21 protein-coding genes are annotated in these 25,148 nt (G+C 58.0%); all 21 read left to right on the top strand.

The window, feature by feature from the left end; translation table 11 throughout:
* The first annotated feature begins 8 nt into the window (after positions 1-8).
* Positions 9-674, top strand: coding sequence for a TetR/AcrR family transcriptional regulator (locus ORY85_RS04180; protein ID WP_274571212.1), 666 nt, complete (start codon positions 9-11; stop codon positions 672-674).
* Positions 671-1,687: an HlyD family secretion protein gene (locus tag ORY85_RS04175; RefSeq protein WP_274571213.1), complete on the top strand. Its 1,017-nt coding sequence runs from the start codon at positions 671-673 to the stop codon at positions 1,685-1,687. The genes ORY85_RS04180 and ORY85_RS04175 overlap by 4 nt, the downstream gene beginning before the upstream one ends.
* Before the next feature lie 73 nt (positions 1,688-1,760).
* A complete protein-coding gene (locus ORY85_RS04170) occupies positions 1,761-1,982 on the top strand; it encodes a hypothetical protein (RefSeq protein ID WP_338578396.1) in 222 nt (73 codons plus the stop codon).
* 180 nt (positions 1,983-2,162) lie between these two features.
* A complete protein-coding gene (gene rbbA / locus ORY85_RS04165; RefSeq protein ID WP_338578394.1) occupies positions 2,163-4,916 on the top strand; it encodes a ribosome-associated ATPase/putative transporter RbbA in 2,754 nt (917 codons plus the stop codon).
* A gap of 57 nt (positions 4,917-4,973) precedes the next feature.
* Positions 4,974-6,101, top strand: a complete 1,128-nt coding sequence (locus tag ORY85_RS04160) for an ABC transporter permease (protein WP_274571215.1) — start codon at positions 4,974-4,976, stop codon at positions 6,099-6,101.
* Positions 6,102-6,140: 39 nt separating this feature from the next.
* A complete protein-coding gene (locus ORY85_RS04155) occupies positions 6,141-7,559 on the top strand; it encodes an efflux transporter outer membrane subunit (protein ID WP_274571216.1) in 1,419 nt (472 codons plus the stop codon).
* A gap of 107 nt (positions 7,560-7,666) precedes the next feature.
* The gene (gene zapE, locus ORY85_RS04150) at positions 7,667-8,812 is read left to right on the top strand and encodes a cell division protein ZapE (protein WP_274571217.1); all 1,146 of its coding nucleotides are present in this window, start codon (positions 7,667-7,669) and stop codon (positions 8,810-8,812) included.
* Between the two features lie 111 nt (positions 8,813-8,923).
* A complete protein-coding gene (ndk, locus tag ORY85_RS04145; protein ID WP_274571218.1) occupies positions 8,924-9,349 on the top strand; it encodes a nucleoside-diphosphate kinase in 426 nt (141 codons plus the stop codon).
* 196 nt (positions 9,350-9,545) lie between these two features.
* Positions 9,546-10,634 (top strand): 23S rRNA (adenine(2503)-C(2))-methyltransferase RlmN, encoded by a 1,089-nt coding sequence (rlmN, locus tag ORY85_RS04140; protein WP_274571219.1) that lies wholly within the window; start codon positions 9,546-9,548, stop codon positions 10,632-10,634.
* 21 nt (positions 10,635-10,655) lie between these two features.
* Positions 10,656-11,414, top strand: a complete 759-nt coding sequence (gene pilW, locus ORY85_RS04135; protein WP_274571220.1) for a type IV pilus biogenesis/stability protein PilW — start codon at positions 10,656-10,658, stop codon at positions 11,412-11,414.
* 46 nt (positions 11,415-11,460) lie between these two features.
* Entirely contained in the window at positions 11,461-12,345 is an 885-nt protein-coding gene (locus ORY85_RS04130) for a RodZ domain-containing protein (RefSeq protein ID WP_274571221.1), read from the top strand.
* Positions 12,342-13,610, top strand: coding sequence for a flavodoxin-dependent (E)-4-hydroxy-3-methylbut-2-enyl-diphosphate synthase (gene ispG / locus ORY85_RS04125; protein WP_274571222.1), 1,269 nt, complete (start codon positions 12,342-12,344; stop codon positions 13,608-13,610). The genes ORY85_RS04130 and ispG overlap by 4 nt, the downstream gene beginning before the upstream one ends.
* Positions 13,611-13,700: 90 nt before the next feature.
* A complete protein-coding gene (gene hisS / locus ORY85_RS04120) occupies positions 13,701-14,993 on the top strand; it encodes a histidine--tRNA ligase (protein WP_274571326.1) in 1,293 nt (430 codons plus the stop codon).
* Complete coding sequence (locus ORY85_RS04115) at positions 14,994-15,623, top strand: tetratricopeptide repeat protein (protein WP_274571223.1); 630 nt, start codon at positions 14,994-14,996, stop codon at positions 15,621-15,623.
* A 163-nt stretch (positions 15,624-15,786) separates the two neighbouring features.
* Positions 15,787-17,253, top strand: coding sequence for a ribosome biogenesis GTPase Der (gene der, locus ORY85_RS04110; RefSeq protein ID WP_274571327.1), 1,467 nt, complete (start codon positions 15,787-15,789; stop codon positions 17,251-17,253).
* Between the two features lie 160 nt (positions 17,254-17,413).
* Positions 17,414-17,680 (top strand): RNA chaperone Hfq, encoded by a 267-nt coding sequence (hfq, locus tag ORY85_RS04105; protein ID WP_274571224.1) that lies wholly within the window; start codon positions 17,414-17,416, stop codon positions 17,678-17,680.
* 214 nt (positions 17,681-17,894) lie between these two features.
* Positions 17,895-20,174, top strand: a complete 2,280-nt coding sequence (nrdA, locus tag ORY85_RS04100; protein WP_274571225.1) for a class 1a ribonucleoside-diphosphate reductase subunit alpha — start codon at positions 17,895-17,897, stop codon at positions 20,172-20,174.
* 126 nt (positions 20,175-20,300) lie between these two features.
* The gene (gene nrdB, locus ORY85_RS04095) at positions 20,301-21,434 is read left to right on the top strand and encodes a class Ia ribonucleoside-diphosphate reductase subunit beta (RefSeq protein WP_274571328.1); all 1,134 of its coding nucleotides are present in this window, start codon (positions 20,301-20,303) and stop codon (positions 21,432-21,434) included.
* A 114-nt stretch (positions 21,435-21,548) separates the two neighbouring features.
* Positions 21,549-21,857 (top strand): class I ribonucleotide reductase maintenance protein YfaE, encoded by a 309-nt coding sequence (gene yfaE, locus ORY85_RS04090; RefSeq protein WP_274571227.1) that lies wholly within the window; start codon positions 21,549-21,551, stop codon positions 21,855-21,857.
* Between the two features lie 376 nt (positions 21,858-22,233).
* Positions 22,234-23,949 carry a proline--tRNA ligase gene (locus ORY85_RS04085; protein WP_274571229.1) on the top strand — a complete coding sequence of 572 codons (1,716 nt, stop codon included), beginning with the start codon at positions 22,234-22,236 and terminating at the stop codon, positions 23,947-23,949.
* Positions 23,950-24,000: 51 nt separating this feature from the next.
* Positions 24,001-25,086, top strand: a complete 1,086-nt coding sequence (gene mltB / locus ORY85_RS04080) for a lytic murein transglycosylase B (RefSeq protein ID WP_274571231.1) — start codon at positions 24,001-24,003, stop codon at positions 25,084-25,086.
* Positions 25,087-25,148 lie beyond the last annotated feature (62 nt).

Genomic DNA, 25,148 nt, shown 5'->3' with positions numbered 1-25,148 from the left:
GGGGCGGTATGAAAGAACCGAAAAACCGCGTGCATTCTTACCGGCAGTTTTTACAGGCCGGTTTCCGTCTGTATCCCGAGGCGGGGTACCGGGGGCTGTCGGTGCGTGCGTTGGCGGCGGAGGCGGGGCTGAGTCCGGGTATGTTCCACCATCTGTTTGCCGGTAAAGACGATTTTGTGCGCATGATGCTGACCGAGCGCTATGAACAGGTGCGCCGGAATTATCCGTGGCCGTCTGAAACGGGCGAAGCGGCGGCGGATTTGCGCGCCGTGCTGACGGTGATGGTGCGGAGTCTGCGCGACAATCTGGCCTGGGTGCAGCGTATGCTGGCCGACTGTGCGGACGGCGGGGCGGGTGTGGTGGCCGAAGTGTTGCAGCAGCACAGCGGCCAGAATCTGCAACGTGTCGGACGGGCTTTGCGCGCCTGTGCGGTGCAGTGGCGGTGGCCGGAAGAAGAATATCTGCTGCGGCTGAATTTTCTGGTGGCGGCTGCGGCAGGGCCGGTGCTGTTTACCGATCAGTTTCACAGGTTGGGGATTCTGCCGGCGGAAATGGCCGGCGTGATGCCGCAGTATTTGAGCGATGAGGCTCTGGCGCGGCGGTTGGACTGGGTGTTGGGCGTATGGGCGGCGGACGGCAGTCAAAATCAAGTTAAGGATAAGGATACAGAATGAAAAAAATTATATTAACCGGCGTATTGCTGGCAGCCGTGGCGGCGGGCGGGTGGTATCTGTACCGGGACGGCCGCAGCGGCGGCCTGCCGGATTATGTGGCCGGGTCGAACGGGCGTCTGGCTTTGGCGCGCTTTGATGTGGCCGCACTCTACGGCGGGCGGGTGGAGGCTGTGCTGGTGGAAGAGGGCGAGGATGTAGCGGCGGGCGCGGTATTGGTGCAGCTTTCTTCGGATACGGCCGACAGCAGGGTGGCTGAGGCGCGTGCCGCCGTGGCGCAGGCCGAAGCGGCCGAACGTCAGGCGCGCGGTGCGCTGGTCGGCGCCGAAGCGCGTATTGCGGCACAGCGGCAGCAGCAGGCGGCGGCACAGATTGAGTGGGACAACGCGGCCAAACTGCAACGCGAAGATTTGGTGTCGCCTGCGGAAACGCAGCGGCGGAAAAGCCAGCGCGACAGTGCGGCGGCAGGGGTGAAAGCGGCGCAGGCCGGAAAAGCGGAAGCGGCGGCCGCCGTGGCGCAGGCGGGTGCGGCAGTCGAGCGCGCCCGTGCCCAACTGCGTGCCGCAGAGTCGGCCGGCAGCGATATGCGCATCACGACGCCCCAAGCGGGACGGGTGGAATACCGTTTGGCGGCAGCGGGCAATGTGGTGGCACCGGGGAGCAAAGTCGTCAGCCTGATTGATCCGGCAGACGTATATATGAATATTTTTCTGCCCAATCCTGTTGTCGGCCGTCTGAAAGTGGGCGATGAGGCGCGGATTGTGCCGGACGGCGCGGAGATGGTGCTGCCCGCCCAAATCCGTTTTATTGCTGCCGAAGCACAGTTCACGCCCAAGGCGGTGGAAACCCGCAGCGAGCGGGAGAAGTTGATGTTTAAAGTGAAGTTGCAGGTGCCGCAGGCGGTGGCCTTGCAGTACCGTGGGCTGCTCAAAGGCGGTATGACGGGCAACGGCTATGTGCGTACCGACGCCAGCCGCGAATGGCCGCAGGAATTGGCGGTGAAGCTGCCGGAGTGAGGGCGTGCTTGATGCCGTCGGCATTTTGCGGCGGCGCTAATTAATTTGCGTTGATACGTTTTCAGACGGCCTGGTGCAGACAGGCCGTCTGAAAACGGGCGAAGCGAGTTTCTGCGAAGCGAAAACGGGCGAAGCGAGTTTCTGCGAAGCGAAAACGGGCGAAGCGAGTTTCTGCGAAGCGAAAACGGGCGAAGCGAGTTTCTGCGAAGCGAAAACGGGCGAAGCGAGTTTCTGCGAAGCGAAAACGGGCGAAGCGAGTTTCTGCGAAGCGAAAACGGGCGAAGCGAGTTTCTGAGCGTAAACCGGGCGAAGCGAGTTTCTGCGAAGCGAAAACGGGCGAAGCGAGTTTCTGCGAAGCGAAAACGGGCGAAGCGAGTTTCTGCGAAGCGAAAACGGGCGAAGCAAGTTTTGCGAAGAGAAAACGGATATTTGTAGAGCCGGTTGGCGTTTTGCGCGGCAGGCGGTGGAAAGTGTGATGAAGATGAAACAGATACCGGCAGTGGCCCTTTCGGCCGTGTCCTACCGTTACGGCAAAACCGAAGCCTTGAAGTCGGTTTCACTGTCGCTGCCGCGCGGCAGCACCGTAGGTTTAATCGGGCCGGACGGCGTGGGCAAATCGACCCTGCTTTCGCTGATTGCCGGAGTGCGCTCGGTGCAGGACGGGCGGGTAGAAGTGCTGGGCGGCGATATGGCGGATAAACATGTCCGCCGCGCTCTGTCGCACCGCACCGCCTATATGCCTCAGGGCTTGGGCAAGAATCTTTACCCGACTTTGAGCGTTGAAGAAAACATTGCTTTTCATGCCGGCCTGTTCGGCCTGCACGGGCAAGCGCGGGAACGGCGCATGGCGCGGCTGCTGGAAGCTACGGGGCTGTCGCCGTTTGCCGGCCGTGCGGCGGGCAAACTTTCAGGCGGCATGAAGCAGAAACTGAGCCTGTGCTGCGCTTTGGTGCACAACCCTGAGCTGCTGATTCTCGACGAACCGACCACCGGTGTCGATCCTTTGTCGCGGCGGCAGTTTTGGGCGCTGGTTGATGCGTTGCGTGCCGAAGTGCCGCAGATGACGGTGCTGGTGGCCACCGCCTACATCGAAGAGGCCGAACAGTTTGAATACCTGCTGGCGATGGACGAGGGCCGTCTGCTGGCCGATGCGCCCACGCGCGAAGTGATGGCGCGTTTGGGAACGGATAATCTGGAAGCGGCCTATATCCGCCTGCTGCCCGAGGCCAAACAGGCGGGGGCGGGCGAAGTGGCGATTACGCCTTTTGTGCCGCTGCCCGACGCGCCGCCCGCCATGGAGGCGGAAGGGTTGAGCAAAACCTTCGGGGATTTCACCGCCGTCGATCGGGTCGGTTTTACCATTGCGCAGGGTGAAATTTTCGGTTTTCTCGGTGCCAACGGCTGCGGCAAGTCCACCACCATGAAAATGCTCACCGGCCTGCTGCCGCCCACATCGGGCAGCGCGCGCCTGCTGGGCAAGCCGGCCGATGCGGGCAGTTTGGCCGTGAAAAAACGCGTGGGCTATATGTCGCAGTCGTTTTCGCTGTATGAAGAATTGAGCGTGCGGCAAAACCTGCAACTGCACGCCGACTTGTACGGTTTGGCCGACGGTGCGGCGGCCGTTGCACAGGCTTTGGCCGATTTTGATTTGACGGCGGCGGCCGAGGCCAAACCCGCCGCGCTGCCTTTGGGTATCCGCCAGCGGCTGCAATTGGCCGCGGCCTGTCTGCACAAACCCGAAGTGCTGATTTTGGACGAGCCGACTTCCGGCGTGGATCCGGCCGCGCGCGATTTGTTTTGGCGCAAGCTGGGCGAACTGTCGCGCCAAGAGCGCATCACGATTTTTGTTTCCACCCATTTTATGAACGAAGCCCTGCGCTGCGACCGCATCTCGCTGATGGACAAAGGCCGCGTATTGGCGGAGGGGACGCCGCAACAGGTCATAGCCGCCAGCGGGCAGACCGATTTGGAGGCCGCGTTTATCCATTATCTGGAACAGAATGCCGAACCGGGGCCGTCTGAAAACCGTACCGGAAATTCTGCCGTTGCTGAAACCGCCCCGTCGGAACGGAAAAAACACGGCGTATGGCGGCCGTTTTCAGACGGCCTGCGCGGCCGGTTGGATGCGGTTTATACGTTTGCCGTGCGCGAAAGCCGCGAATTGCTGCGCGACAAAATCCGCCTCTTTTTCGCCGCTTTGGGGCCGGCGGTGCTGCTGGCTTCTTTGGGCTGGGCGATTTCGTTCGATGTGTCGGGGCTGACTTTTGCCGTCAGCGACCGCGACCGTTCCGATCACAGCCGCGCTTTTGTCGAGCCGTTTGCCGGTTCGGCCTATTTTGCCGGGCGGCCGCCGCCTGAATCGGACGGGGCGGGTTTGCGGCTGCTGCAACGCGGACAGGCGGCTTTGTTGATTGATATTCCGCCCGGTTTCGGCCGCGATGTGGCAGCCGGGCGGCAGGCCGAAGTCGGCTTTACGGTGGACGGCACTGCGCCGTTCAACGCCGCCAATATCGAAGCCTATACGGCCGCCATTGTCGGCGGCTACAACCGCGAAATTCTCAAAACGCGCGGCATCGACCTGCCCGCCGCTGCCGAATTGGTGCCGCGTTTTCTGTACAATCAGGAGTTTAAGAGCGTGAATGCGATGGTGCCGGGCGTGCTGATGCTGGTGCTGACGATGATTCCGGCGGTGATGAGCGCGTTGGCCGTGGTGCGCGAGCGCGAGTCGGGAACGATTCAGAATCTGTACGCGTCGCCCGCTTCGGTGCCGCAGTATTTATTGGGCAAACAGCTGCCGTATATCGCTATGGGCACGCTGAATTTTCTGCTGCTGTCGGTGATGACGGTGTTCTGGTTCGGCTTGCCGATGAGCGGTTCGTTTGCCGCCACGCTGCTCGGCGGCGTGCTGCTGGTGTGCGCTTCCACCGCGCTGGGGCTGTTGATCTCGTCTTTTGTGAAATCGCAAACCGCCGCCTTCTTTCTCAGCACCATCGGTACGATGACGCCGGCGGTGAATTTTTCCGGCCTGATGTATCCGGTGGCCACTTTGTCGGGCGGTGCGTATGCCGTTGGCGTGGGCTTTCCCGCTTCGTGGTTCGGCACCGTCAGCCGGGGCGGGTTTACCAAAGGCTTGGGCTTTGCGGATTTTCTGCCGCAATATGCGGTTTTGCTGCTGTTTGCCGCAGTTTATTTTGCGCTGGCCTGCCTGTTTCTGAAAAAACAGGAATAAGCCGTTTTCAGACGGCCTGGAAACGGCGGCGGGTCTATTGTGCCCTGAGGGGGAAAGATGCAGGCTTTGAAAAATATTGCGGTTTTGATGTGGAAAGAGTGGCGCAGCCTGTTTAGCGATGCGGTGCTGGGCGTGCTGTTGGCGGTGGTGTTTACCGTGATGGTGTACCAGACGGCCACAGGCGGCGGAACGGATTTGCGCAATGCCACGGTGGCCGTGGTGGATGATGACCGTTCGGCTTTGTCGCGGCAGATTGCCGATGCGCTGCCGCAGCCGTATTTTGCCCGGCCGCAGGCAGTCACGCTGCAAGAGGCCGAAGCGGGCATGGATAAGGGCGGTTTTATTTTTGTGCTGGTGTTTCCGCCCGATTTCGAGCGTGATGTCCTGTCCGGCCGCCCGGCCGAAGCGCAGCTTTTGGTCGATGCCACGGCGATGACGCAGGCGGGCATGGGGCAGGCTTATATCACGCAGATTTTCAACCGCGAAATTTTGCAGTTTCTCGGTTTGGCGGACACGGCCGAAGCGTTGGTGCCGGTGAAGGCCGTGCTGAATACGGCGTTTAATCCGAACCGCGAGAGCGCGTGGTTTCTCGGTGCGATGCAGGTGAACAATATGGTGATGCTGCTGGGACTGGTGCTGGTGGGCGCGGCGGTTATCCGCGAACGCGAGCAGGGAACGATGGCGCATCTGCTGGTAATGCCGGTGAGCAGCAGCCAGATTGTGCTGGCGAAAATACTGGCCAACGGTTTGGTGGTGTGCGCGGCGGCGGCTTTGTCGATGAAATTGGTGGTGGGCGGAGTGATCGGCGCGGATTTCGGCGGGTCGGTGTGGCTGTATTTCGGCGGGACGCTGGTGTTTATGTTTTCGATTGCCGCGCTGGCGGTGATGCTGGCCACGCTGGCGCCCTCCATGCCGCAATACAGCCTGCTGATGGTGCCGGTGTATGTGGTGGCATTGATGTTTTCCGGTGCCAACTCGCCGCGCAGCAATATGCCCGAAACCGCCCAATGGATCAGTGAATATTGGCCGACCACGCAGTTTGCTTCTTTTGCGCAGAATGTGCTGTTCAGGGGCGCGGGCTGGGACTCGGTGTGGCCGCAGCTGGCGATGATGGCGGGCAGCGGCGCGCTCTTTCTGCTGCCCGCTTTGCGGCGGTTTAAAACCATGCTGGAAAAACAGGGTTAGGCCGTCTGAACACGTCCAATCCGCATCGAACGGAGAAAAATGATGAAAGGAATGCGCATCGGCCTGTTGGCCGTATCGGTATGGCTGGCGGGTTGCGGTACGGTGGCTATTGACATCGGCAGCCGCCTGCCGCTGCCGGAAAGTTTTGATTATGCGTCCGCAGGAAGGCCGGCCGACATCGGCCGCTGGTGGCGGCAATGGCAGGACAGCGAATTGGACCGGCTGATTGAACAGGCGTTGGCGGCCAATTTCGATGTGAAAACGGCGCAGAGCCGTTTGAACGAAGCGCGCGCGACGGCCGGGCTGGCGCAGGCCGATTTGCTGCCGAAAGCAGGTTTGGCCGTGCAGAGCGGTGCATCGCGCGCCCGCCTCAACCGGGAGGGCAGTCTGCCTGTTCCGGTTTTGCCGCAGGAAGCCGATATGCGCGGCAACGGCCTTTCAGGCGGCCTCAGCGTGTCTTGGGAGCCGGATTTTTTCGGTGCCAAGCGCAGTGATGCCGATGCCGCGCTTTACGGTGCGGCCGCGCGGCAGGCGGAGGTGTACGGTGCACAGATGTTGGCGGCGGCCGAGATGGCCGAGCAGTATTTTCAGGCGCGCGCCTTGGAGCGGCACAAACAGATAGCGGAAAATCAGACGGCCGTTTTGGTGCAGATGCTGCGTTATACGGAAGGCCGCTTCCGCGCGGGACACGTCAGCGCGCAGGAAGTCGGAGAAGCACGGGCCGCCTTGGCCGCCGCGCAGGGCAGGCAGGCGGTGCTCGATGCGCAATACCGCAGACATCTGCGCGCGATGGCCGTGCTGACCGGTGCCGTACCGCAGCAGTTTGTACTGGGCGCAGCCGCACGCGATGTGCTGGCGGACCAGCCTTCCGCACCGCAGGGGCAAACACCGCAAGGCCTGATCGAACGGCGGCCGGACTTAATCGGCCGTGCGGCGCAGGTGCGCGTTCAGGCGGCACGTCTGGGCAGTGCGAAAGCCGACTGGTATCCGCGTTTCAGTCTGAATTTTCTCGGGCAGGGCGGGCGTTTCGAAATCGGCGGCGAGCAGGTATTGAAAGGCTGGGCGGGTTTGCTGAGCGCGGGCATTTCTCTGCCGCTGTTTACCGCAGGGCGGATTCAGGCGAATGTCGATGCTGCCGATGCGCGCCTGAAAACCGCCTTGCTGGAATACGACCAGACCCTGCTGCAAGCCTTGGCCGATGTGGACAATGCCGCACAGATGCATGCTTCGCTGAGCCGTCAGGCGGAAATCTTGCAGCAGCGTGCCGCCGGATACCGCCGTCAGGAGGCCGGGGCGCAGCAGCTGTTCCGCTACGGCAGCAAAACGCTGGACGATGTTTTGCGCATGCGGCTGGATGCGGAAACCGCCGAAGCGGAGCTGGTTCAGTCGCGTCTGGCGCGCGCCCGCGCACTGGTCGGGCTGTATAAGGCCCTGGGCGGCGGCTGGACGGAGCAATAGGGCGGCAGACAGCGATTTTGCCGCATTTTCACGATAAATTCTGAATTCTGCGGGCAAATACTCTATAATCGGGGCCGTCTGAAATCTGAAAAAATATTCGGGAAGAAATGGAAGAAAACCACACCCAACACTTCACGCCGCCGCCGTATCAAAACCACAGCCCGCTGACGTGGTATCAGACTGCCGCCCAACAGCCGGGCTTTATCCGTGATGCGGCGCAGGCCGAAGCCATCGAACATCTCGACCGCCTGTGGACGGAACTGATGATGTTCAAACGCAAGCGCAACCGCTTTCTCGGCCGCAGCCTGCGTTCGCCGCAACTGCCCAAAGGGCTGTATTTCTACGGCGGCGTGGGGCGCGGCAAAAGTTTTCTGATGGACGCGTTTTACGGCTGCCTGCCGTACCGCCGCAAACGCCGTGTGCATTTTCACGCCTTTATGGCCGAAATCCACCGCCGTCTGCGCGAACTGAAAAGCGAAGCAGACCCGCTTAAAGCCGTGGCGGCCGAAATAGCCAAAGAAACCCGCGTCCTGTGTTTCGACGAATTCCACGTCAGCGACATTGCCGATGCCATGATTTTGGGCCGTCTGCTGGAAAACCTGTTTGCCGAAGGCGTGGTTCTGGTGGCGACATCGAATTACGCTCCGTCCGAACTGTATCCCCAAGGGCAGAACCGCAGCAGCTTTCTGCCCACCATCTCGCTGCTGGAAGACAAACTGACGATTTTGAATGTCGACGGCGGCGAGGATTACCGTCTGCGCACCCTGAATGCGGCAGAAGTGTTTTACCTGCCCGCCGATGCGGCGGCTGAAGAAAAGTTGGCCGCGCTGTTTGCGCAGGTAACGGAAAAACAGCGGCACAAACCTTTGGAACTGGTGGTGCACGGCCGTCCGCTGCCCAGCCGCGGCCATACCGAAAAAGTTGTGTGGTTCGATTTCCGCACCCTGTGTTTCGGCCCGCGTTCGCAGGCGGATTATCTGTATCTGTGCGAGCGTTACGAGATGATTTTTATTTCCGGCATGGAAAAACTCAGTGAGGCCGAACGCGCCGAAGCACGCCGTCTGACCTGGCTGATTGATGTGATGTACGACTACCGCGTCAAACTGTGTGCCACCGCCGATGTGCCGCCGGAAGAAATGTATCTGGAAGGCGATTTTGCCCAAGAGTTTGTCCGTACCGTCAGCCGTATGGTGGAAATGCAGTCGCAGGAATACCTCGACCAGCCGCATCTGACGCTGGGCGGGCGGGTATAAGGCAAAACAGTCCAGCAGGAAACGGAAAAACTTGCTACAATGCGCCGGTTTCCCGAGTGCCGCCGACTTTGGCGGACGATTCGGCTATCTGTCAAAATCAAGGAGTCTGTCATGAGCGTACAACGCACTATTTCCATTGTGAAACCCGATGCCGTCGCCAAAAACGTCATCGGCCAAATTTACGACCGCTTCGAGCGCAACGGCCTGAAAATCGTTGCCGCGAAAATGAAACATCTGAGCAAAGAAGAGGCCGAAGGCTTCTACGCCGTGCACAAAGAACGCCCGTTCTTTGCCGATCTGGTGGCCTTTATGACCAGCGGCCCGGTGATGATTCAGGTATTGGAAGGCGAAAACGCCGTGGCGAAAAACCGCGAACTGATGGGCGCGACCAATCCGAAAGAAGCCGCAGCCGGTACAATTCGTGCCGACTTTGCCGAGTCGATTGATGCCAATGCCGTTCACGGTTCGGACAGCGAAGAAAACGCCGCCATCGAAATCGCCTATTTCTTCAAAGAAGGCGAAATCTGCCCGCGTTAAGCCGATATGCCCTGCCGCAAGGCTGCCTGAAAACGCTTTCAGGCAGCTTGCGGCATTTGCGCAGTTTATCCGGTAAAGACGGATTCTGCGGTTTTTCAGACGGCCTTTTTATTGTTGTGCCGATTTTGAAAGAGGCCGTCTGAAAAACAGCCGAGCGATAACAGACACTCAACCACCCACCGAAGCCGTACCGCCTATGAAAACCAATCTGCTCAATTACGACCTGCCGGCACTGACCGGACATTTCGCGCAAATGGGCGAAAAGCCGTTCCGTGCCAAACAGGTTATGCGCTGGATTCATCAGGGCGGGGCGGAGAACTTCGATGAGATGAGCGATTTGGCCAAAACCCTGCGCGCCAAGCTGAACGAGCAGGCCGAAGTGGGCGTACCGGCTTTGATGACCGCGCAGCAGTCGCGCGACGGCACACGCAAATGGCTGCTCGATGTCGGCACCGGAAACGGCGTGGAAACCGTCTTTATTCCCGAAGCCGAACGCGGCACGCTGTGTATTTCTTCGCAGGTGGGCTGTGCGCTGGAATGTACCTTCTGTTCCACCGGCCGTCAGGGCTTTAACCGCAATCTCTCCACCGCCGAAATCATCGGCCAGCTGTGGTGGGCGAACAAAGCCTTGGGGGTAACGCCCAAAAACGAGCGCGTGATTTCCAATGTGGTGATGATGGGCATGGGCGAGCCGCTGGCCAACTACGACAATGTGGTTTCCGCGCTGTCGATTATGCTGGACGATCACGGCTACGGCCTGAGCCGCCGCCGCGTTACTGTTTCCACATCGGGCATGGTGCCGCAGATGGACCGCCTGAAAGAAGATATGCCGGTGGCACTGGCTGTTTCGCTGCACGCCTCCAATGACAAAGTGCGCGACGAAATCGTGCCGCTGAATAAAAAATACCCGCTCAAAACACTGATGGCAGCCTGCCAGCGTTATCTGGTCAAAGCACCGCGCGATTTCGTTACCTTCGAATATGTGATGCTCGACGGGGTAAACGACCATGCCGCCCATGCGCGCGAACTGGTTGAGTTGGTGAAAGATACGCCGTGCAAATTCAATCTGATTCCGTTCAATCCCTTCCCTCATTCGGGTTATGAACGGTCGAGCAATAAAAATATCCATGTGTTTAAAGAGATTCTGATGGAGGCGGGCTTGGTGACAACGGTGCGCAAAACGCGCGGCGACGACATCGATGCCGCCTGCGGCCAGTTGGCCGGACAGGTGCGGGATAAAACCCGCCGCCAGCAGAAATGGCAGGAAATCATCGCAGCCGGTTAAAGTACACCCGACGGAGGCCGTATGAAAACCATGCTTGTGTCTGCCTGTTTGACCGTACTGCTTGCGGCTTGTGCAGGCGGCGGCTATGATGGCACGCGGCAGGGGCGGGCAGACGATATGGCGGCCATTCAAACCCGTTTGGCTTTGGCGTATGTGCAGGCGGGCGATTTGCGTCAGGCGGTGGCCGCGATAGACGGGGCGGTGCGTGCCGACCGGAAAAATGAGGCGGCTTGGCTGGTGCGCGGGCAGATTTTCCGCCTGATCGACAACCGGCAGGAAGCCGAACGCAGCCTCAAACAGGTGCTGCGGCTCAATCCGGCCAGTGCCGAGGGCAACAACAATTACGGCTGGTTTCTGTGCAGCGCGGAAAACCGTCCGGCCGAATCGCTGGCGTATTTTGCCCGCGCTTTGGCCGACCGCACCTATCCCGAACCTTATGTTGCCCATTTGAATGCGGGCATCTGTGCCGGAAAAGTCGGAGAATATGCCCGTGCGCAGGAGCATTTTGCCGCAGCCTTGGCGGTGATGTCCGATTTTTCGCCCGCACTGAAAGCTTCGGCCGAAAATCATTATCTGGCCGGCGATTATGCCGCCGCGCAAAGCCGTTACGGCGCATTCCGCAGTGTGGCGGCCAAACCGTCGGCAGATGATATTCTGCTGGGCTGGCGGATTGCCCGCGCGGCAGGCGATGATTCGGCTGCGGCCGATTATGCGGGCGAATTGGCGGCCGCTTATCCGTATGCGGCCGAATTGAATAGGATTAGCCGGAAGACGCACTGACGATGCCGTCTGATTCCGATTGTTAGGACGATTGTTAGGATAAAGTATGGACCATACTCAGGAAAACGGACTTCAACCGCAGGCGGCCGCTGCCGAATTGGGTGCGCGGCTGCGCGAAGCGCGCGAGCGCAAGGGGCTGTCTATCGGCGAAGTGGCCGAGCGTTTGAAACTGCCGGCGCGCCAAGTCGAAAGTCTGGAATCGGGCGATTATCGGGATTTGCCGGAATTGGTGTTTGTGCGCGGCTTTCTGCGTACGTACAGCCGCTTCTTGGAATTGGACGAACAGCAGACGGCCGACAGCCTTGACCGCATTGCGCCAATCGAGCGTAAAAACCATTATGCGGCCGCGCGCGAAGAGGGCGACAAGGATTTGAATTTTCAGCACCAAACGGTAAAAAAACCGTTTCCGACATGGATTTTCGGCGTTCTGGCCGTCGCGGCGATTGCCGTCGGCGTGTTTGCCTGGCAGAGTAAATCGAATGCGGAAAACCAGCGTCAGGAAGCGGCCGGTGCGTCGGAAGTAGGTTTGGGCGAAATTGCCGCGCCGAATGTGGAGGCAGGCAATGTGGCGGTGGTGGCCATGGCCAGTGAGCCGGTTTCCGGCGAAACCCAAGCCTCTGCCGTATCCGATGCGCAGCAGGCCGCCGTTCAGACGGCCTCCGAGCCGCAGGCCGATGCCGTCGCGGCAGACGAGCTGCTGATTAATGTGCGCTACCGTTCGATGCTGGTGGTGAAAGACAAAGAGGGCAACGAAGTCATCAACCAAATTGTCCCTGCGCGCAGCGAACACCGTTTCAAAGGCGGTGCGCCGTATAATGTGTGGATCGGTTATGCCTTGGGGGCGGAAGTGAATTACGGCGGCCGCCGGTACAGTGTGCCGCGCCATATGGTCGGCAAAAAATCCGCTTCGCTGATGGTGGGCGAGCCATGAGTTATGTACCTTCCCGCCGCCGTACCCACCAAGTTCAAATCGACCATCTGACGGTCGGCTCCGATGCGCCTGTGGTGGTGCAGTCGATGACGAATACCGATACCGCCGATGCGGCGGGGACGGCGCGGCAGGTGAAGGAATTGAGCGATGCCGGTTCCGAGATGGTGCGCATTACGGTAAACACACCCGAAGCGGCGGCCAAAGTGGCCGAAATCCGAAGCCGTCTGAACGATATGGGCTGCAACACGCCTTTGGTGGGCGATTTCCATTTTAACGGCGAGCGGCTGTTGCAGGAGTTTCCCGACTGCGCGCGCGCCCTGTCGAAATACCGCATCAACCCGGGCAATGTGGGCAAAGGGGCGAAAGGCGACGAGAAATTCGCCTATATGATCCGTACTGCGGCCGAATACGGCAAAGCGGTGCGTATCGGCGTGAACTGGGGTTCGCTCGACCAAAGCCTCGCCAAGCGCATGATGGATGCCAATCAGGCTTCGGCCACCCCCAAGCCGCCGGAAGAAGTGATGAAGGAAGCCCTGATTGTGTCGGCATTGGAATCGGCACAAAAAGCGGTGGATTTGGGTTTGCCTGAAGACAAAATTATTTTGTCGTGCAAAGTCAGTGCGGTACAGGATCTGATTCAGGTTTACCGCGATTTGGGCGCTCGCTGTGCCTATCCGCTGCATCTGGGTTTGACCGAAGCGGGTATGGGCAGCAAAGGCATTGTCGCCTCCACCGCCGCGCTGGCCGTTTTGTTGCAGGAGGGCATCGGCGATACGGTACGCATTTCGCTCACCCCCGAGCCGGGCAGTCCGCGCACGCAGGAAGTGGTGGTGGCACAGGAAATCCTGCAAACCATGGGATTGCGCTCGTTTACGCCGATGGTAACCGCCTGTCCGGGCTGCGGCCGCACCACCAGTACGGTCTTTCAGGAATTGGCGCGCGACATCCAGCACTATCTGCGCGAAAAAATGTCGGTTTGGCGGCACCAATATCCGGGCGTGGAATCGCTGAATGTTGCCGTGATGGGCTGTGTGGTAAACGGCCCGGGCGAGAGCAAGCTGGCCGACATCGGCATCAGCCTGCCGGGAACGGGCGAAACGCCGGTTGCCCCCGTTTATGTCGACGGCGAGCGCAAAGTGACGCTCAAAGGCGACAATATGGCGGCCGAGTTTCTGGCCATCGTGCAGGAATATGTGGAAACCCATTACGGCGAAGGCGGCAGAAAACGCGCTGCACCGCGCTTGATTCCGATTCGGCCGGTTTGAGGCACTTTCAGACGGCCTCTGTGCCGGAAAGGCCGTCTGAAAATGCGGTTTCCGTCAAATAACAGACACGATTTGAATATATTGATAGTTATGGGACAAAAAATCCAAGCCGTAAAAGGCATGAACGATTTGCTGCCGGTGGCGCAGAAAGATTTCGCCCTGACCGCCGGCCTCTGGCAGGCATTTGAAGAAAGTATCGCCCGCTGGACGCGCCGCTACGGCTATCAGCCGATCCGTACACCCATTGTCGAGCAGACCGGTCTGTTTGTGCGTTCCATCGGCGAGGAAACCGACGTGGTCGGCAAGGAAATGTACACGTTTTCCGATTCCAACGACGCGCTCAGCCTGACGCTGCGTCCCGAAGGTACGGCTTCCTGTCTGCGCGCGGTGGTTGAACATAATCTGCTGTACAACGGGCCGCTGCGGCTGTGGTATATGGGGCCGATGTTCCGCCGCGAACGGCCGCAGAAAGGGCGTTACCGCCAGTTTCACCAAGTGGGCGTGGAAGCCTTGGGTTTCGAGGGTCCCGACATCGATGCCGAAATCATTGCCATGTGTGCCGATTTATGGCGCGAATTGGGTATCCTGCCTCATCTGACGCTGGAGCTGAACAGCTTGGGCAACCGCCAAGAGCGTGCCGCACACCGCAATGCGCTGGTGGCTTATCTGATGCAGCATGAAGACAGTCTGGACGAAGACAGCCGCCGCCGCCTACATACCAATCCGCTGCGGGTGCTGGACACGAAAAACCCCGCCCTGCAAAGCATATGTGATGCCGCCCCGCGTCTGTCCGAATATCTTGGGGAAGAGTCGCTGGCGCATTATAACGGCCTGAAAGCCCTGCTGGACGGTTTGGGCATCGCTTATGTGGAAAATCCGCGTCTGGTGCGCGGTTTGGATTATTACAATCTGACCGTGTTTGAATGGACTACCGACAAACTCGGGGCGCAGGCAACGGTCTGCGGCGGCGGCCGCTACAACGGCCTGATGGAAGAATTGGGCGGCAAACCCGCACCCGGCATCGGTTTCGGTATGGGCATGGAGCGTCTGCTGCTGCTGGTGCGCGAATTCGGCACGTTGGCGTATCAGGACGCGCCCGATATTTATGTGATGCAGCAGGGGGAAGGAACCCTGCCGGCCGCCATGCAGTATGCGATGCAGCTTCGTGCGGCGGGCTGGCAGGTATTGCAGCACGCAGGCGGCCAAAGTTTGAAGGCACAGATGAAAAAAGCCGATGCGAGCGGCGCGCGTTTTGCCCTGATTGTCGGCGAAAGCGAACTGGCCGAAGGACGGGTAACGCTGAAAGACATGCAGGGTGTGCGCGGCCAGCACACCGTTGCCGCCGTGGACATGATGAATACTTTGGACGAATGGAAGCAGTAAATGGCAGCACATATCGACGACCAACAAGAGTTGGAAAATTTTAAATATTTCTGGAAAAGTTGGGGGCGGTGGCTGTTTGCCGTACTGCTGCTGGCGGCGTTGGGTTACTTGGGCTGGGTGATGTACCAGAAACACCAGACGGCTAAAAATCAGGAAGCCGCAGCCGTTCTGGTTCGGCTGGCGGAAAAAGCACAGGCAGGCAAGGACGACCAATCGATTGCCGCCGACCTGCAGAATTTGCAGCAGAATTATCCGGCCAGTATTGCGGCGGCGCAGGCGAGTATGATGGTGGCGGCTGCCGAGTTCGACAAAGGCCGTTATGATGAGGCTGCCAAGCATCTGTCTTGGGTGCTCGACAACCAAAAAGCCGGTGTGGTGCAGGCTTTGGCCGCACAGCGTTTGGCCGTGGTCCAGTTGCAGCAGAATCAGTTCGATGCCGCGCTGGCGACGCTGAACCGTCCGGTCGATGCCGCTTTTGCCCCGTGGTTTGCCGAAACGAAGGGCGATGTGTTGGCTGCGCAGGACAAAGCGGCCGACGCCGTTACCGCTTATGACGAAGCGTTGGCGAAACTGGCGCAGGACAATCCCGCACGCGCGCTGCTGCAAATGAAAGCCGACCAGTTGCGCTGATGCGCTGGCGGTATCCGCTTTTTGCGGTAGGGAACAGACAGGTTTGCCTCAGGCAAACCTTTATCTGCTTAAAAAAGAGCAGCATTTGATGCCGACGGTATGCGGTTTGGCCGGAGACTGTCGGAAGGCCGTCTGAAAACGGCCCGATAAAAGGGAAACGATGATGAAACCCACAATTGCCTTGGTCGGCCGCCCCAATGTCGGCAAATCTACCCTCTTTAACCGGCTGACCCGCACCAAAGACGCTCTGGTGCACGATATGCCCGGCCTGACGCGCGACCGCCACTACGGCCACGGCAGAGTCGGCAGCAAGCCTTATCTGGTGGTCGATACCGGCGGTTTCGAGCCGGTGGTGGACAGCGGTATCCTGCACGAAATGGCCAAACATACCTTGCAGGCGGTGGATGAAGCCGATGCGGTGATTTTTCTGGTGGACGCGCGTACCGGCCTGACCCCGCAGGACAAAATCATTGCCGACCGTTTGCGTCAAAGTCCGCGTCCGGTTTATCTGGCGGTCAATAAAGGCGAGGGCGGCAATCAGGCTGTGCTCTCTGCCGAATTTTACGAATTGGCACTGGGCGAACCGCACGTGATTTCCGGTGCGCACGGCGACGGCGTGTATTATCTGATAGAAGACGTTTTGGCGCATTTCCCCGAACCGGAAGCGGCGGAAGAAGAAGCCAGACACCCCGTATTTGCCGTTATCGGCCGTCCGAATGTGGGAAAATCGACGCTGGTCAACGCCATTCTCGGCGAAGAGCGTGTGATTGCCTTCGATATGGCGGGCACGACCCGCGACAGTATCCACATCGATTTCGAACGTGAAGGCAAGCCGTTTACCATTATCGACACGGCCGGTGTGCGCCGTCGCGGCAAAGTGGACGAGGCGGTGGAAAAATTTTCCGTCATCAAAGCCATGCAGGCGATAGAAGCGGCCAATGTGGCGGTTTTGGTGTTGGACGCGGCGCAGGACATCGCCGACCAAGATGCGACCATTGCCGGTTTTGCCTTGGAAGCGGGGCGTGCGCTGGTGGTGGCCGTCAATAAATGGGATTGTGTGGATGAAGAGCGGCGCGAGCAGATTAAGCGCGACATCGGCCGAAAACTGTATTTTTTGGAATTTGCCAAATTCCACTTTATTTCGGCCTTGAAGGCGCGCGGCATCGACGGCTTGTTCGACAGCATTCAGGCGGCCTATGATGCGGCCATGATTAAAATGCCCACGCCAAAAATCACCCGCGTACTGCAAACCGCCATCGAGCGGCAGGCACCGCCGAGGGCAGGCCTGATACGGCCGAAAATGCGTTATGCCCACCAGGGCGGTATGAACCCGCCGGTGATTGTGGTGCACGGCAATGCCTTGCAGCATATTTCCGATTCCTACACCCGCTATCTGACGCAAACCTTCCGCAAAGCCTTTCATCTCCAAGGCACGCCGCTGCGTATCCAATACAATGTATCGGAAAATCCGTATGAAGAAGAGGCGGACAAACCGAAGAAAAAACCGCTGCGCCGGGTGGCCGTGAGCAACCGCATCGCCAAACGGGAAGGGCGCAAGGAAGAAAAGGAAAGAATCAAGAAAGCCGGTAAAAAGCGCGCAGTCAGCGCGAAAAAGCTGAATGCGAAATAACAGACAGGCCGTCTGAAAACAGGGCGGGGCAGCCGGTGGCGGAAAGCGGTTTTCAGACGGCCTTTTGCATATTCTTGCGGAAAAAGATTAGGCAAACCGCCGATTCGCCGTTACAATAAGCCTCCAATCATCCAGACACCATATTAAATGGAGTATTACAATGACAGCCAAAGGGCAACTGTTACAAGATCCTTTTTTAAATGCACTGCGTAAAGAACATGTGCCGGTTTCCATCTATCTGGTGAACGGTATCAAACTGCAAGGCCAAGTTGAATCTTTCGACCAATACGTCGTCCTGCTGCGCAATACTTCGGTTACACAAATGGTTTACAAGCACGCCATTTCCACTATTGTGCCGGCCCGTGCGGTCAGTCTCCAGCATGAGAAGCCCGCCGCTGCGGCACCGGCCGAAGCGGCTGCCGAATAACAGGCGCAAAACCGCTCCGCCCTGCCTCAGAGGCAGGGCGTTTTGCATCTTGCGGGCAAGCAGAACTTTACATTTCGGCAAAGCCGTACAGGCTGGGGCTCAGGCGGAAAAACGCACTTGTCAAGACTGGTAAAGACCATATGAATCCGATATATTCCGAGCTTTCTTTCAGGCGCGGAAACAGCGGCCTTTTCACACAATTCTGAGGTAGGCGATGAATGCGGCAACGAATTTGAAAGTAACCAAACGCGACGGGCGTTTGGAAGAAATTAATTTGGATAAAATCCATCGGGTGATCACATGGGCGGCAGAAGGGCTGAACCATGTATCGGTGTCGCAGGTAGAGTTGAAATCGCACATTCAGTTTTACAACGGTATCCGTACCGACGATATTCACGAAACCATCATCAAAGCCGCCGCCGACCTGATTTCCAACGATTCGCCCGATTATCAGTATCTGGCTGCGCGTCTGGCCATTTTCCATATCCGCAAAATCGCCTACGGCCAGTTCGAACCGCCGCACCTGTTCGACCATGTCGCCAAACTGACCGAAGCAGGCAAATACGACCGCCATATTCTGGCCGATTACAGCCGCGAAGAGTTTGACGAGCTGAACTGCTATATCGACCACAACCGCGATATGGCGTTTTCCTATGCCGCCGTCAAACAGCTGGAAGGCAAATATCTGGTGCAGAACCGCGTTACCCGCCAGATTTATGAAACGCCGCAGTTTCTGTATGTGTTGGTGGCGATGTGCCTGTTTGCGAAATACCCGAAAACCACCCGTCTGGATTATGTGAAGCGTTTTTACGATGCGGCTTCCACGTTCAAAATTTCCCTGCCCACGCCGATTATGTCGGGCGTGCGCACGCCGACGCGCCAGTTCAGTTCGTGTGTGCTGATTGAGTGCGACGACAGTCTCGATTCCATCAATGCCACTACCTCATCGATTGTGAAATACGTTTCCCAACGTGCGGGCATCGGCATCAATGCCGGACGTATCCGCGGTTTGGGCAGCGAAATCCGCGGCGGCGAAGCGCAGCACACCGGCTGTATCCCGTTTTTCAAAATGTTTCAGGCGGCCGTCAAATCCTGCTCGCAGGGCGGGGTGCGCGGCGGGGCGGCGACACTGTTTTACCCCCTGTGGCATATCGAAGTGGAAAGCCTGCTGGTACTGAAAAACAACCGCGGTGTGGAAGACAACCGCGTACGCCAGCTCGATTACGGCGTTCAGATTAACCGCTTGCTCTATACCCGCCTGATTAAGGGCGGCGATATTACGCTGTTCTCGCCCAACGAAGTGCCGGGACTTTATGATGCGTTCTTCGCCGATCAGGACGAGTTCGAGCGTCTCTATACGCAATACGAGCAGGATCCGTCTGTCCGCAAACGCAGCATTCCCGCCACCGATTTGTTCTCGACCCTGATGCAGGAGCGTGCCGGTACCGGCCGCATCTATATCCAAAACGTCGACCACTGCAATACGCACAGCCCGTTTGATCCCCAAGTCGCGCCGGTGCGCCAGTCGAATCTGTGTCTGGAAATCGCGCTGCCGACCAAGCCGCTGAACGACATTAACGACGAAAACGGCGAAATCGCCCTGTGCACCCTGTCGGCATTCAACTTGGGCGCATTGGAAAGTCTGGACGAGCTGGAAGGTTTGGCCGATCTGGCGGTACGCGCGCTGGATGCGCTGCTCGATTATCAGGATTATCCGATTAAGGCGGCCAGAATCGCGACCATGAACCGCCGCACTTTGGGCATCGGTGTGATTAACTATGCCTATTATCTGGCCAAAAACGGCGTGCGTTACAGCGACGATTCCGCCATCGGCCTGACCCACCGCACCTTCGAAGCGATTCAGTATTACCTGCTCCGAGCCTCGGTCAATCTGGCCAAAGAATACGGAGCCTGCCCGCTGTTCGGTGAAACCACCTATGCCCGAGGCATTTTGCCGATTGATACCTACAAAAAAGATTTGGATGCCGTCTGCACCGAGCCGCTGCATCTGGATTGGGAAAGCCTGCGCGCCGATATTGTGCAGCACGGCCTGCGCAACTCCACGCTGACCGCCTTGATGCCGTCTGAAACCAGCTCGCAGATTGCCAACGCAACCAACGGCATCGAACCGCCGCGCGGACTGGTATCGGTTAAGGCATCGAAAGACGGCATTCTGAAACAGGTCGTTCCCGAGTTTGAGCGTTTGAAAAACCAATACGAAACCCTGTGGCAGCTGCCCAATAACGACGGTTATATCAAGCTGGTCGGCGTGATGCAGAAATTTGTCGATCAGGCGATTTCGGCCAATACTGCCTACGACCCGGCCAAATTCGACGGGCACAAAGTACCGATGAAGCAGATGCTCAAAGATTTGCTCACTGCCTATAAATACGGCCTGAAAACCCTGTACTACCACAACACCCGCGACGGTGCCGACGACACCCAGCAGGATTTGCAGGACGACGGCTGTGCGGGCGGGGCGTGCAAAATCTGACTTTGTCCTGCCGGTCGCGGCATGTGGGCAGACGGCATCGGATATGCCGTCTGAATGCCGTTTCAGACGGCCTTAGCGATGAATTTTGTTTGGAACGGAAATATCATGTCCTGCGAACACCTTACCATGTCTTACAGCACGTTCAGCAAAGCGCAGAACGATGCCCTGCATGAGCCGATGTTTTTCGGCCAGCCGGTCAATGTGGCGCGTTACGACCAGCAGAAATACGAGATTTTTGAAAAGCTGATTGAAAAGCAGCTGTCGTTTTTCTGGCGGCCGGAAGAAATCGACGTATCGCGCGACCGCATCGATTACGCCAATCTGCCCGAGCATGAAAAACATATTTTTATCAGTAATTTGAAATATCAGACCCTGCTCGATTCGATTCAGGGGCGCAGCCCCAATGTGGCTTTGCTGCCTTTGGTGTCGATTCCCGAGCTGGAAACGTGGATTGAAACGTGGAGTTTCTCCGAAACGATCCATTCGCGCAGCTACACCCACATTATCCGCAATATCGTTAACGATCCTTCGGCGGTGTTCGACGATATTGTGCAGAACGAATACATTCAGGCGCGTGCCGAAGACATTGCCTGCTATTACGACGATTTGATCGAATACAGTCAGTATTACAATTTGCTGGGCGAGGGACGGCACCAGATAAACGGCAGGAGCGTGTCCGTCAGCCTGCGCGAGTTGAAGAAAAAGCTGTATCTGTGCCTGATGTGCGTCAATGTGTTGGAAGCAATCCGGTTTTACGTTTCCTTTGCCTGTTCGTTTGCTTTTGCCGAGCGCGAGCTGATGGAGGGCAATGCCAAAATCATCAAACTGATTGCGCGCGACGAAGCCCTGCACCTGACCAGTACCCAGCATATGCTCAACCTGATGCGCAGCGGTGTCGATGATCCTGAAATGGCCGCCGTGGCCGCAGAGTTGCAGGAAGAATGTTTCGCGCTGTTCAAAAAAGCCGCGATGCAGGAAAAAGAATGGGCGGCTTATCTGTTCAAAGACGGTTCGATGATCGGGCTGAATAAAGATATTCTCGGCCAGTATGTCGAATACATTACCAATCTGCGCATGACGGCCGTCGGCCTGCCTGCCGCGTTTGAAAAAGCCACGCAAAACCCGATTCCGTGGATCAATGCCTGGCTTTCCTCCGACAATGTCCAGGTGGCACCGCAGGAAGTGGAAATTTCCTCCTATCTGATCGGCCAGATCGATGCCGAGGTCAATGCGGAAGATTTGGGCGATTTTGAGCTGTAACGCCGCCTGTCTCAGGCCGTCTGAAAAGCACGCGTACTGTTTTTTCAGACGGCCTGTTTGGCCGATCGGCCCAATCCGGGCAGTGAGCCTGCCGTGCGGCGGAGTTTCCGGTTGATGATGCTGATAACCACCAACGATCAAATGTTCACGCTGCAAGAGGGCGAAACCCTTTTGGAGGGGTTGGAGCGCACCGGTCATGATGTGGAATACCAGTGCCGCAGCGGCTATTGCGGTGCCTGTCGGGTCAGGATGCTGGCGGGCAGGGTGGATTATGCCGAGCCGCCGCTGGCGTTTGTTCTGCCCGGTGAAATTCTGCCGTGCTGCTGCCGGCCGCTGGAACCGCTTCGGCTGGATTGTTCACTGCCGAAACGCGAGGCCGATCTGTTCGACACCGATTTGTTCGACGGCGCGCGGGACACCTGAACAGGCCGTCTGATGTGTCCGGCCGCCCGTTTTTTCAGACGGCTTGCGTGCTTGTCATGAGTCATTCACAAAATCTGTGGATAAATCTGTGCGTAAGTGGAAAAACGGCTGCCATACCGCCGATGAAATCAAGCCGGTTCTTAACCTGCTTAAAAAATATGCAAAAATAATCATTAAAAATCAATCATTTATAAAATAAACCTGTCCAATGCAATACTTATCGGAAAAAACCAAGCAAAAACAAAGTGCTCGCAAAACTGTGTATGAATGGCTTGATTTTTTCGGAAAATAGGTTCGGGAAAACCGAAAATCCCGTGTCGTACGGCAGGTTTGGCGTTACAATAAGCCCCATTTTGACCGACAGGCACCGACCCTTATGAAAGCCAGCCAATTTTTTATTTCCACCCTCAAAGAAGCTCCCGCCGAAGCCGTGCTGCCCAGCCACCGATTGATGATACGCGCGGGTTTGATCAAAGCCGCCGCTTCGGGGTTGTACACCTGGATGCCGATGGGCTTGCGCGTGCTGCGCAAAGTGGAAAACATCGTGCGCGAAGAGATGAACCGCGCGGGCAGCGTGGAATTGCTGATGCCGGTGGTGCAGCCTGCCGAGTTGTGGCAGGAATCGGGCCGCTGGGCGTTTTACGGCAAAGAGTTGTTGCGCATCAAAGACCGCCACGAACGCGATTTCTGTCTGGGTCCGACCTGCGAAGAAGTCATCACCGACATCGTGCGCAAAGAAATCACCAGCTATAAACAGCTGCCGAAAAATTTCTACCATATCCAAACCAAATTCCGCGATGAAGTGCGGCCGCGTTTCGGCGTGATGCGCGCGCGCGAATTTGTCATGAAAGATGCTTATTCTTTCCATGCCGATTACGAATCGCTGGTGCGCGACGGCTATCGGCCGATGTATGACGCCTATTGCCGCATTTTCGACCGTCTGGGCTTGAACTACCGCCCCGTGGCTGCGGATACCGGCAGCATCGGCGGTACCGGCTCGCACGAATTTCAGGTGTTGGCCGAGAGCGGCGAAGACGTGATTGCATACAGCGATACTTCGGACTACGCCGCCAATGTCGAGCTGGCCGCCACCCTGCCGCAGACGGGCGAACGCGCCGCTGCCGCAGAAACCTTAACCAAAGTGCATACGCCCAATGTAAAAACCATCGCCGCGTTGGTCGAATTTCTGAATATCCCCATCGGGCGCACGTTGAAATCGATTGTGGTGGAAGGCGAAGAAGAGGGTGAATTGGTATTGCTGCTGCTGCGCGGCGATCATGAGTTTAACGACATCAAGGCGGAAAAACTGCCCGGCATCAAATCTCCGCTGACGATGGCCGACCCTGCCGCGATTCAGACGGCCTTCGGGGCAAACGGCGGTTCGCTGGGGCCGGTGGGCTTCAAAGGCAAAGTGTATGCCGATTATGCGGTGGAAAAACTGGCCGACACCGTGATCGGTGCCAATGAAGACGACTACCACTACACCGGTTTCAACTTCGGCCGCGACTGCCCCGAACCCGAATTCGTCGATTTGCGCAACGTTGTCGAAGGCGATCCCAGCCCCTGCGGACAAGGCCGTCTGAAACTGGCGCGCGGCATCGAAGTCGGCCACGTTTTCCAACTGCGCGACAAATATTCCCAAGCCATGAATGCCGCTTTTTTGGACAACAACGGCAAATCGCAAATCATGGAAATGGGCTGCTACGGTATCGGCATCACCCGCATTGTGGCGGCGGCCATCGAGCAGAATCATGACGAGCGCGGCATTGTCTGGACACAGGCGATGGCACCGTTCCAAGCAGTGATTGTGCCGATGAACTACAAAAAATCCGAAGCAGTGAAAGCGGCAGCCGACAAAATCTACGCCGAACTGCTGGCGGCGGGCGTGGACGTTTTGCTCGACGACCGCGACGAGCGCGCCGGTGTGCTGCTGAACGATTCCGAACTGCTCGGTATTCCGCACCGCATCGTCATCGGCGACCGCGGTTTGAAAGAAGGAGCAGTCGAATACGCCCGCCGCACCGACAGCGAAGCGCAAAGTGTGGCAGCAGACGAAGCGGCCGCTTTGGTGGCGGCTGCCTGTGGGGCGTAACCGTCATCAGGGTAGGGATTGGACTGCCGCGCCATAGCATCAGGAAAAGATATGAAAAAACAGTGGTTTTTATCCGCAGCGGCAGCTGCCGTACTGGCTGCATGCGGCAGCGTTCCGTCCGAACAGCAAAGCACGGCGGGCAGCCGGACACCGGCTGCCCCGGCCCAAGCTGTCGGGCAGCCTGTTTTTGATGCGGCGCAGCCGTCGGTGGCCGAAACGGGTTTTCCGAATCATCCGAATGTACAGAACTTTATCCGGCACGAGGCGGCACAAGGCCGTCTGAATCGGGTTCAATTGGAAGATTTTTTTGCCCAGGCGGCCTATAAAGGCAATATTATCAATATTATGAACCAGCCCGGTACTGCTCAGCCGTGGTACCGTTTCCGTGCCAACAATGCCGGATCGGCCAAGATAAACGGCGGCAGGGCGTTTTATGCGCAAAACCGCCAAGTTATCGACCAAGTGGCACGCCAATACGGCGTACCGGCGGAAATCATTGTGGCGATTGTGGGCATCGAAACCAATTACGGTCGCAATATGGGCAGTTTCCGCCTGGCCGATTCGCTGTCCACGCTGGCTTTCGACTATCCGCGCCGAAGTGCGTTTTTCCAACAGGAATTGCGCGAAATGCTGCTGATGAGCCGCGAGGAAAACCAAGACCCGCTTTCATTTGTCGGCAGTTATGCCGGTGCGATGGGGATGCCGCAGTTTATGCCGTCGAGCTACCGCAAATGGGCGGTGGATTATGACGGCGACGGGAAGCGCAATATCTGGGGCAGCGTGCCGGATGTGGCCGCTTCGGTAGCCAACTACCTGAAAGCGCACGGCTGGAAAAGCGGCGCGCCGGTGATGGTGCCGGTATCGCTGACCCTGACGCCGCAGTTGCAGGCCTTGATCGATGAGAAAACCGAGCTGAAATATACCGTCGGCCAATTGCGCGATTGGGGCGTGGAGCCTTTGGGCAGCGTGGCCGATCACGAGCGCGCGGTGCTGTTCCGGCTGGAAACCGCACCCGATCAGTATGATTATTTTATCGGTCTGAACAATTTTTATGCCGTATGGAAATATAACAACAGCCGGATGTACGTTACGGCGGTGCGCGATATTGCCAACGGTATCGGTGCAGGCGGTCTGTAAACGGCCGAATCTGAGCGGAACAGGCCGTCTGAATGCATAGAGCGCGCTTTTCAGACGGCCTG

The sequence above is a fragment of the Neisseria leonii genome (assembly GCF_028776105.2).
GTDB classification, from domain to species: Bacteria; Pseudomonadota; Gammaproteobacteria; order Burkholderiales; family Neisseriaceae; genus Neisseria; species Neisseria leonii.
This window is presented reverse-complemented; position numbering and strand designations above follow the sequence as displayed.

Coding starts and splice junctions, on each gene's coding strand:
- ORY85_RS04180 (WP_274571212.1), top strand. CDS start 9: ATGAAAGAACCGAAAAACCGCGTGCATTCTTACCGGCAGTTTTTACAG.
- ORY85_RS04175 (WP_274571213.1), top strand. CDS start 671: ATGAAAAAAATTATATTAACCGGCGTATTGCTGGCAGCCGTGGCGGCG.
- rbbA (WP_338578394.1), top strand. CDS start 2,163: ATGAAGATGAAACAGATACCGGCAGTGGCCCTTTCGGCCGTGTCCTAC.
- ORY85_RS04160 (WP_274571215.1), top strand. CDS start 4,974: ATGCAGGCTTTGAAAAATATTGCGGTTTTGATGTGGAAAGAGTGGCGC.
- ORY85_RS04155 (WP_274571216.1), top strand. CDS start 6,141: ATGATGAAAGGAATGCGCATCGGCCTGTTGGCCGTATCGGTATGGCTG.
- zapE (WP_274571217.1), top strand. CDS start 7,667: ATGGAAGAAAACCACACCCAACACTTCACGCCGCCGCCGTATCAAAAC.
- ndk (WP_274571218.1), top strand. CDS start 8,924: ATGAGCGTACAACGCACTATTTCCATTGTGAAACCCGATGCCGTCGCC.
- rlmN (WP_274571219.1), top strand. CDS start 9,546: ATGAAAACCAATCTGCTCAATTACGACCTGCCGGCACTGACCGGACAT.
- pilW (WP_274571220.1), top strand. CDS start 10,656: ATGAAAACCATGCTTGTGTCTGCCTGTTTGACCGTACTGCTTGCGGCT.
- ORY85_RS04130 (WP_274571221.1), top strand. CDS start 11,461: ATGGACCATACTCAGGAAAACGGACTTCAACCGCAGGCGGCCGCTGCC.
- ispG (WP_274571222.1), top strand. CDS start 12,342: ATGAGTTATGTACCTTCCCGCCGCCGTACCCACCAAGTTCAAATCGAC.
- hisS (WP_274571326.1), top strand. CDS start 13,701: ATGGGACAAAAAATCCAAGCCGTAAAAGGCATGAACGATTTGCTGCCG.
- ORY85_RS04115 (WP_274571223.1), top strand. CDS start 14,994: ATGGCAGCACATATCGACGACCAACAAGAGTTGGAAAATTTTAAATAT.
- der (WP_274571327.1), top strand. CDS start 15,787: ATGAAACCCACAATTGCCTTGGTCGGCCGCCCCAATGTCGGCAAATCT.
- hfq (WP_274571224.1), top strand. CDS start 17,414: ATGACAGCCAAAGGGCAACTGTTACAAGATCCTTTTTTAAATGCACTG.
- nrdA (WP_274571225.1), top strand. CDS start 17,895: ATGAATGCGGCAACGAATTTGAAAGTAACCAAACGCGACGGGCGTTTG.
- nrdB (WP_274571328.1), top strand. CDS start 20,301: ATGTCTTACAGCACGTTCAGCAAAGCGCAGAACGATGCCCTGCATGAG.
- yfaE (WP_274571227.1), top strand. CDS start 21,549: ATGATGCTGATAACCACCAACGATCAAATGTTCACGCTGCAAGAGGGC.
- ORY85_RS04085 (WP_274571229.1), top strand. CDS start 22,234: ATGAAAGCCAGCCAATTTTTTATTTCCACCCTCAAAGAAGCTCCCGCC.
- mltB (WP_274571231.1), top strand. CDS start 24,001: ATGAAAAAACAGTGGTTTTTATCCGCAGCGGCAGCTGCCGTACTGGCT.